Origin of the sequence: Dialister sp. CAG:357 (assembly GCF_000435155.1) — a bacterium.
Lineage (GTDB): Bacteria > Bacillota > Negativicutes > Veillonellales > Dialisteraceae > Dialister > Dialister hominis.
Window position 1 is genome coordinate 11,183 of record NZ_FR896402.1, and the last position, 5,722, is coordinate 16,904.

The 5,722-nt window shown below is 42.7% G+C and carries 5 protein-coding genes and 1 pseudogene; 2 read left to right on the plus strand and 4 right to left on the minus strand.

Annotation, left to right across the window (positions count from 1 at the left end; genetic code table 11):
- The 4 genes and pseudogenes from M3200_RS03465 to M3200_RS03480 form a co-directional block, all read right to left on the minus strand.
- Positions 1-588: pseudogene (locus M3200_RS03465) on the minus strand (penicillin-binding protein 2); the annotation flags it as partial.
- Between the two features lie 122 nt (positions 589-710).
- Positions 711-1,202 carry a rod shape-determining protein MreD gene (mreD, locus tag M3200_RS03470; protein WP_022382145.1) on the minus strand — a complete coding sequence of 164 codons (492 nt, stop codon included), beginning with the start codon at positions 1,200-1,202 and terminating at the stop codon, positions 711-713.
- Entirely contained in the window at positions 1,202-2,113 is a 912-nt protein-coding gene (mreC, locus tag M3200_RS03475; protein ID WP_022382146.1) for a rod shape-determining protein MreC, read from the minus strand. Before mreC ends, mreD begins: the two co-directional genes overlap by 1 nt.
- A gap of 2 nt (positions 2,114-2,115) precedes the next feature.
- The gene (locus M3200_RS03480; RefSeq protein ID WP_022382147.1) at positions 2,116-3,150 is read right to left on the minus strand and encodes a rod shape-determining protein; all 1,035 of its coding nucleotides are present in this window, start codon (positions 3,148-3,150) and stop codon (positions 2,116-2,118) included.
- A gap of 448 nt (positions 3,151-3,598) precedes the next feature.
- Between M3200_RS03480 and M3200_RS03485 the strand changes: the two genes are divergently transcribed.
- Together M3200_RS03485 and M3200_RS03490 are read left to right on the plus strand one after the other, a co-directional pair.
- Positions 3,599-4,588 carry a sirohydrochlorin cobaltochelatase gene (locus M3200_RS03485; RefSeq protein WP_022382148.1) on the plus strand — a complete coding sequence of 330 codons (990 nt, stop codon included), beginning with the start codon at positions 3,599-3,601 and terminating at the stop codon, positions 4,586-4,588.
- A gap of 140 nt (positions 4,589-4,728) precedes the next feature.
- Positions 4,729-5,661 (plus strand): ABC transporter substrate-binding protein, encoded by a 933-nt coding sequence (locus M3200_RS03490; RefSeq protein WP_288178113.1) that lies wholly within the window; start codon positions 4,729-4,731, stop codon positions 5,659-5,661.
- The last annotated feature ends 61 nt before the right edge of the window (positions 5,662-5,722 follow it).

The following is a 5,722-nucleotide window of genomic DNA, read 5'->3' on the forward strand; positions in this document are numbered from 1 at the left end:
TGTACCGCCGACATAACCGACCGGCTGCCCCGAAGCATTGACTTCAATTGTTTTTGATCCGTTTTTCCCTTCAAGGTATTGGTTGTATTTCCTTTCGATTCCGGCTCTTCCGATCAAAGTTGCTGTTGTATATGGATTTCCATCAGCATCCTTATCATCCGGACCGGCTTCACCAACGTATCCAAGTACCTGCGCTCCAGCCGCTCCTAAAGGATACACTCTAAGAGGATTGACCTCGATCTGAATTCCCGGGAAATCATCTTTCTTTTCTTCAATCTGTGTTGCTACATCTACGCCGACATCATTGGCAAGATAAATAGCACCAAAAGCTCTCTTATTGTCTTCTATCTTTTTCTTCAGATCAGCAACAGGCATTTTTAGCAGGACTGATAATTTCTGCAGTTCGTCATCACTTAAGGTATTTCCCTTCCTGTCAACAGGCATGATGACGCTGTATGCAGGCCTTGAACCTGCCAGAATGACTCCGTTCCTGTCATACATGACTCCGCGGGTAGCCTGAACAGGAATACTGCGGATTCTGTTTCCATCTGCTTCTTCTTTATAGTAACTGCCCTCGACCACCTGCATGTAAAATAATCTGGCTGACAATATGAACAAGAGAATGATTGCAGCATAAATCATCCGGGCATATCTGGATTCTTCTTTATTTTTTAATAAGCTTGTCAAAAAAGTTGGTATGTTTTTTCTTTTCACCATTTGGGCTCACTTTCACGCTTCATCCTCCACAATAAATTATAAAGGATTATAGACGAAAGACCATTTAAGAAAGTCAGCGGAATACCTAGACTCAAGAAGTAGGAATAGGAAAGATAATGACTTCCTCCCCACCACAAAATCAAACTGGAGAACAGCAAGTACACAATCGTTGCCATAACAACAGCAAGCAAAGATATATACCAGTGGCGTGTATATCTTCCTCTTCCAAATCTGACCAGAAGCGCTGTTATCAATAAGTATGGCAGTAAATGAAGGCCAAAAAAGTTGCCAATGATAATGTCCTGAATGAGCCCGCCGGCCATTGCTATGGCAAAAGCTTTCCTTTTATCAAAAAGAAGTGCTGCAATGGCAATACTGGTCAGGATCAGATCCGGCTGGACCAATCCATGAAAAAGCATTGGAGCAAATGAAGCCTGAATAAAAATAACGACAAGTATGAAAATCGTTATCGAAAAAGAACTCATTATTTCTCACCTGCCTGCACCTTGTTGGGGTTCATTGGCGGTTCACGCTTAGGTGCATTAGCCGTAATACTCCCGGGTGCTGTTTTTTGTACTTGATCCGTAATAACGAATACCTCTTCTAAATGAGAAAAATCAGCAGCCGGCGTTATATATGCGACCTGGCTTCCGCCTATCGTATCCACATCAACATTAGAAACTGTTCCAATAACCAGACCCTTCGGATAAACTCCGCCATAGCCCGAAGTGATGATAACATCACCCTTTAGGACATCTGCCTCTCTTGCGAGATTTATAAAGGCAAGCTTGTCAGGACTGCCGCTGTTTCCCGATACCATAGAAACGACACGGGAAGCCGGTCTCTCTACAATTCCGCCAACTGTAGTCCTTGGATCAAGAAGAAGCTGAACACGGGCTGAATTTTCATAGACTTCGCTGATGAATCCGACCAGACCGGGCGGAACAATAACCGGCATATACTTCTTTAAACCGCTGTCTTCTCCGCGGTCAATCACCATGGTCTGTGTCCATCCGCCATAATCTCTCGTAATGACTGATGCTCCAAGCATATTGTACTGCTTATAACCCTGCTTGAATTGCAAGAGACTCCTGAGCCTTATGTTTTCAGCCAATATTTCACTATAACCTGACTGTTCAGCTTTCAGGCTCTCGTTTTCTTTTTTAAGAGAATCCAATTCTTTCCAGTTATTCAGAACCTGAGAAAGGATTCCCAATCCATCTCTTGTATTCCAGGCTGCGCGGCTTACCCCATATTCAAAGGGTGCTGCTCCGGTGGAAAGAGGCTGGGAAACAAAGGGAATATATTCTCTGTGCCTCCAGAACCAGCCGCAAGCTCCTGCAAATATAAAAAGAAGAATGGCAAATACTATCTTCTTCCTATCAAAAAATATCACGATTAAGCGCCTCCATAATATTTTTCACCATTCTCTATCAAGAGAGAAAGATGTTTCTGCTTGTCCAAAGCTTTCAGGCAGCCTTCTGAAATAATATCTGCGGGATTATCCGGAACGAGCACAGGAATCCCCAATTCAAAAGAAAGCCAGTCCTTTAATCCGGACAATAGTGCGCTGCCGCCAGAAAGGAGCAGGCCATTCTTCAGCAGATCGCCTGCCATATCCGGTGTTGCTTCTGCTATAGCCCTTTTAACAGACGATAAGACAGGCTTCATGATTTTTTTCATAACAGGGCTCAGCTCTTCGAGGGACAGTTCGATGACAACTTCTACCCCATCACTGATCCTTCTGCCTCGTATGGTAAAAGTATCCTGATTCCCTCCGCGGGTTAAAGAAATCACTTCACTCTTTAATTTTTCAGCCTGCTCTATTCCTATCAGGACATTATATTTATCCTGAAGATACTGACAGATTCCAACATCAATATTATGTCCGCCAAAGGCATCTCCCACCTGAGAGACGATGCCGCCGCAGCAATATAATCCGACATTTGTAACATCCCGGCCTATGACCATGGATAAAATCGTCGAGGAATTCTCAAGATTGAAATCAGCCCCGATAGCTGCTGCAGCCGGAGAGGCGATTAAATAAACCTGCCTCGCGCCTGCATGCATCAAGGCGTCCACTAATGCATGCCTTGCTACCGAACTTGTCTCACAGGGAACCGCTATCATTACGGATGGACGGCTGACCGAATGATGAAGCGCCTTATTGATAAAATAGCGCAGCATTGATTTTGCAATGTTATAATCAGCAATAGAACCGTTTTTTACAGGCCATGCCAAGTAATGATTTTCTGGCTCTTTATGGTATCGGATCAATGCGTCTGTGCCAAATCCCAGAACTCTGCCGTTGATGTTATCCACTACGGCAACGCTGGATTCTTCTAATACCACTCTGTCATCACGAAAAATACGGACTTGAGAGGAGCCCAGATCGATTCCTAATTTATTCGTTAGTGCGGAAAATGCTTTCATACATTTTTATACCTTTCTATAGTAATACAATTTATTATATCATGTTTGTGGTATAACAATCATCAAAAACCAGCTTATCTGTTGTAAAGAAGACCTGCTTTGCTATTTGCTCTTCCAGGTGAAATTCCGGATGGTTTCCTGTTGCTTTTAATCATCCTGAAGAAGAAGCGTATTATTTTTCATTTTCCTTTTATTTCCTGGTATGCAGCTTTATATCCTAAACCTTAATTTATAAATGTTTTCAAACGTACCGATTGTTCTAATTTATTTCTATTGATATATTAATTAATTCTGTGTTTTTTGTTGACTTTAGAATAATCCTGTATTAAAGTTATGATATAAAACAACTCAAGACTGTGATCAAGTACTTGGGAAATGCTCAGATTCTCTCTCGAGTTGCTTATAATTCTATTTCTATCAGAATTTTAGCAAAAGGAGTGATTTTCTAATGAAAAAAGGAGTTAGACGTATGGTGGTTGCCTCTATGGCTGCACTTTGTGCATTGGGTGCCAGTTTTTCGACAAGTGCCTATGAATTGAATCCGGAAGTCAAGGATGTTACACCAGCTCTTCGCGAAGCATCTACCGTAGGTGTTTGGACATCTGAAAACCCCGCAATGAAGAATGCGCCAAACAAAGATGCCATTCTCGTAATGACATTTGGCACAACATTTAAAGACACTCGTGCCAAAACTATTGATGCAGTAGAAAAAGCCATTCAGGAAGCCAATCCTGGGGTACCTGTATATGAAGCTTATACCTCCCATATCATCATCGATCGAGTCAAGGCAAAGGAAGGAATTCAGAAGTTAACGCCTGAGGAAGCGTTTGCTAAACTGAAAGCAGACGGATATACACGTGTTGCCGTCGTTTCTCTCGATGTTATTCCTGGCATGGAATACAGCTATGACTCTATCATTACCAAGATGCAGGCTAATAACTTCAAGAAACTTTCTCTTGCAATGCCTCTTATGTATTTCCAGGGCACCGAAGGTGAACCAGATCAGATCGTAGAATTCTTAAATGCTCTCAAGAGCCAAATTCCGAAAATGGGACCGCATGAAGCTACCTTGATTATGGCTCATGGCACCCCGCATCCGGGCAATGCTTACTATTCTGTTATTCAGGATCGTCTGCAGCAGCTCGGTATGAATGATGTGTTCGTATACTCCGTAGAAGGCCGTCCGAATCTTGAAGATGTCATCCCGAAGCTGAAAGCTGGCGGTTATACGACAGTTACCCTGATGCCAATCATGATGGTCGCTGGTGATCATGCAAATAATGATATGGCTGGCAGTGATCCGGATTCTCATAAGAGCATCCTTGAAAAAGACGGATTTACTGTAAAGACTTACATCCATGGACTTGGTGAAAACAAGAATGTCCGTCAGATCTATGTGAACAGAGCTGAAGAAGCGCTGTCCGCACTGCAGAAATAATCCCATTTGTGATATGATAAAAAGAACCTCTCCGTCATTCTATGCCGAGGAGGTTCTTTTAACAATCATCCAATAAAATCCATCAGGCTTGATATTTATTCTGCTTCTGCAGACGAACTATATTCGTAGAAAGGGAAAAAATGTCTCCAAAAAAGATTTGCACGCTTCTTGTATCGGCTGCACTCTGTTTCACTCTTGCAGGATGTGCAACTTCAGGTACATCCTCTGAGAAGGGTTCCATTCAATACAAATATGAGGAGCAGACGGTAACAATGAAAGCCCAGCCGAAGAGAGTCGTCACGCTGACCGCTCCCCTGCTGAACATGGCTTATAGTGTCGGCGGCACTTCTGTTGCAAGACCTGTAACCACAAGCCCGATTCCTCCTGAGGCAGAATCTCTCCCAATCATCGGCACTATCCAGCATATCAATATGGAAACCTTGGTGGGAATGAAGCCGGACTTTGTTATCGGCGAGAAAAGTCATGATGCAAAACTTGAATCGCTGCTTCAAAGCAACAAGATTCCCTATATCCTGATTAATTATGATGGAATCAAGGATAACGTTCCTTTGCTGGAATTTATGGGACAGGTTTATGGCAAGGAAGATGCCGCAAAAAAGATTGTAGCTGATTATAATAACAAGATGTCTGATATAGAAAAAAAGGCATCTGCAGAGACACCAGCCAGAGTCGCCGTATTAAGGGCTACCGGCAAATCAATTACTGCCGAAACTCCTGAATCGATTTGTGCATCTATGGTAGAATTGCTGAAAATGAACAATGTCGTCGTTTCCCATAAGAATATTAATCTGAATGGGAAAACCGTTCCTTATTCTCTTGAACAGCTGACTGCAGACGACCCGGATATCATCTTTGTTGTGACAATGGGAAATGCTGATGAAATCAACAAGAAGATGGATGAAGACATGCGTTCAAATCCTGCATGGAATCATTTGAAAGCTGTAGAAAATCATAAGGTCTTCTTCCTCCCCTCGGATCTCTTTCTGCTAAATCCTGGTGTAAGAACACCAGAAGCCATGGAGAAGCTGTATGATCTGGCCTATAACGGCTAAATGGCTGCATCCGATTTCATATTAAAGAAAGGGGATGTGACAAAATTCATCCCAACAAAAA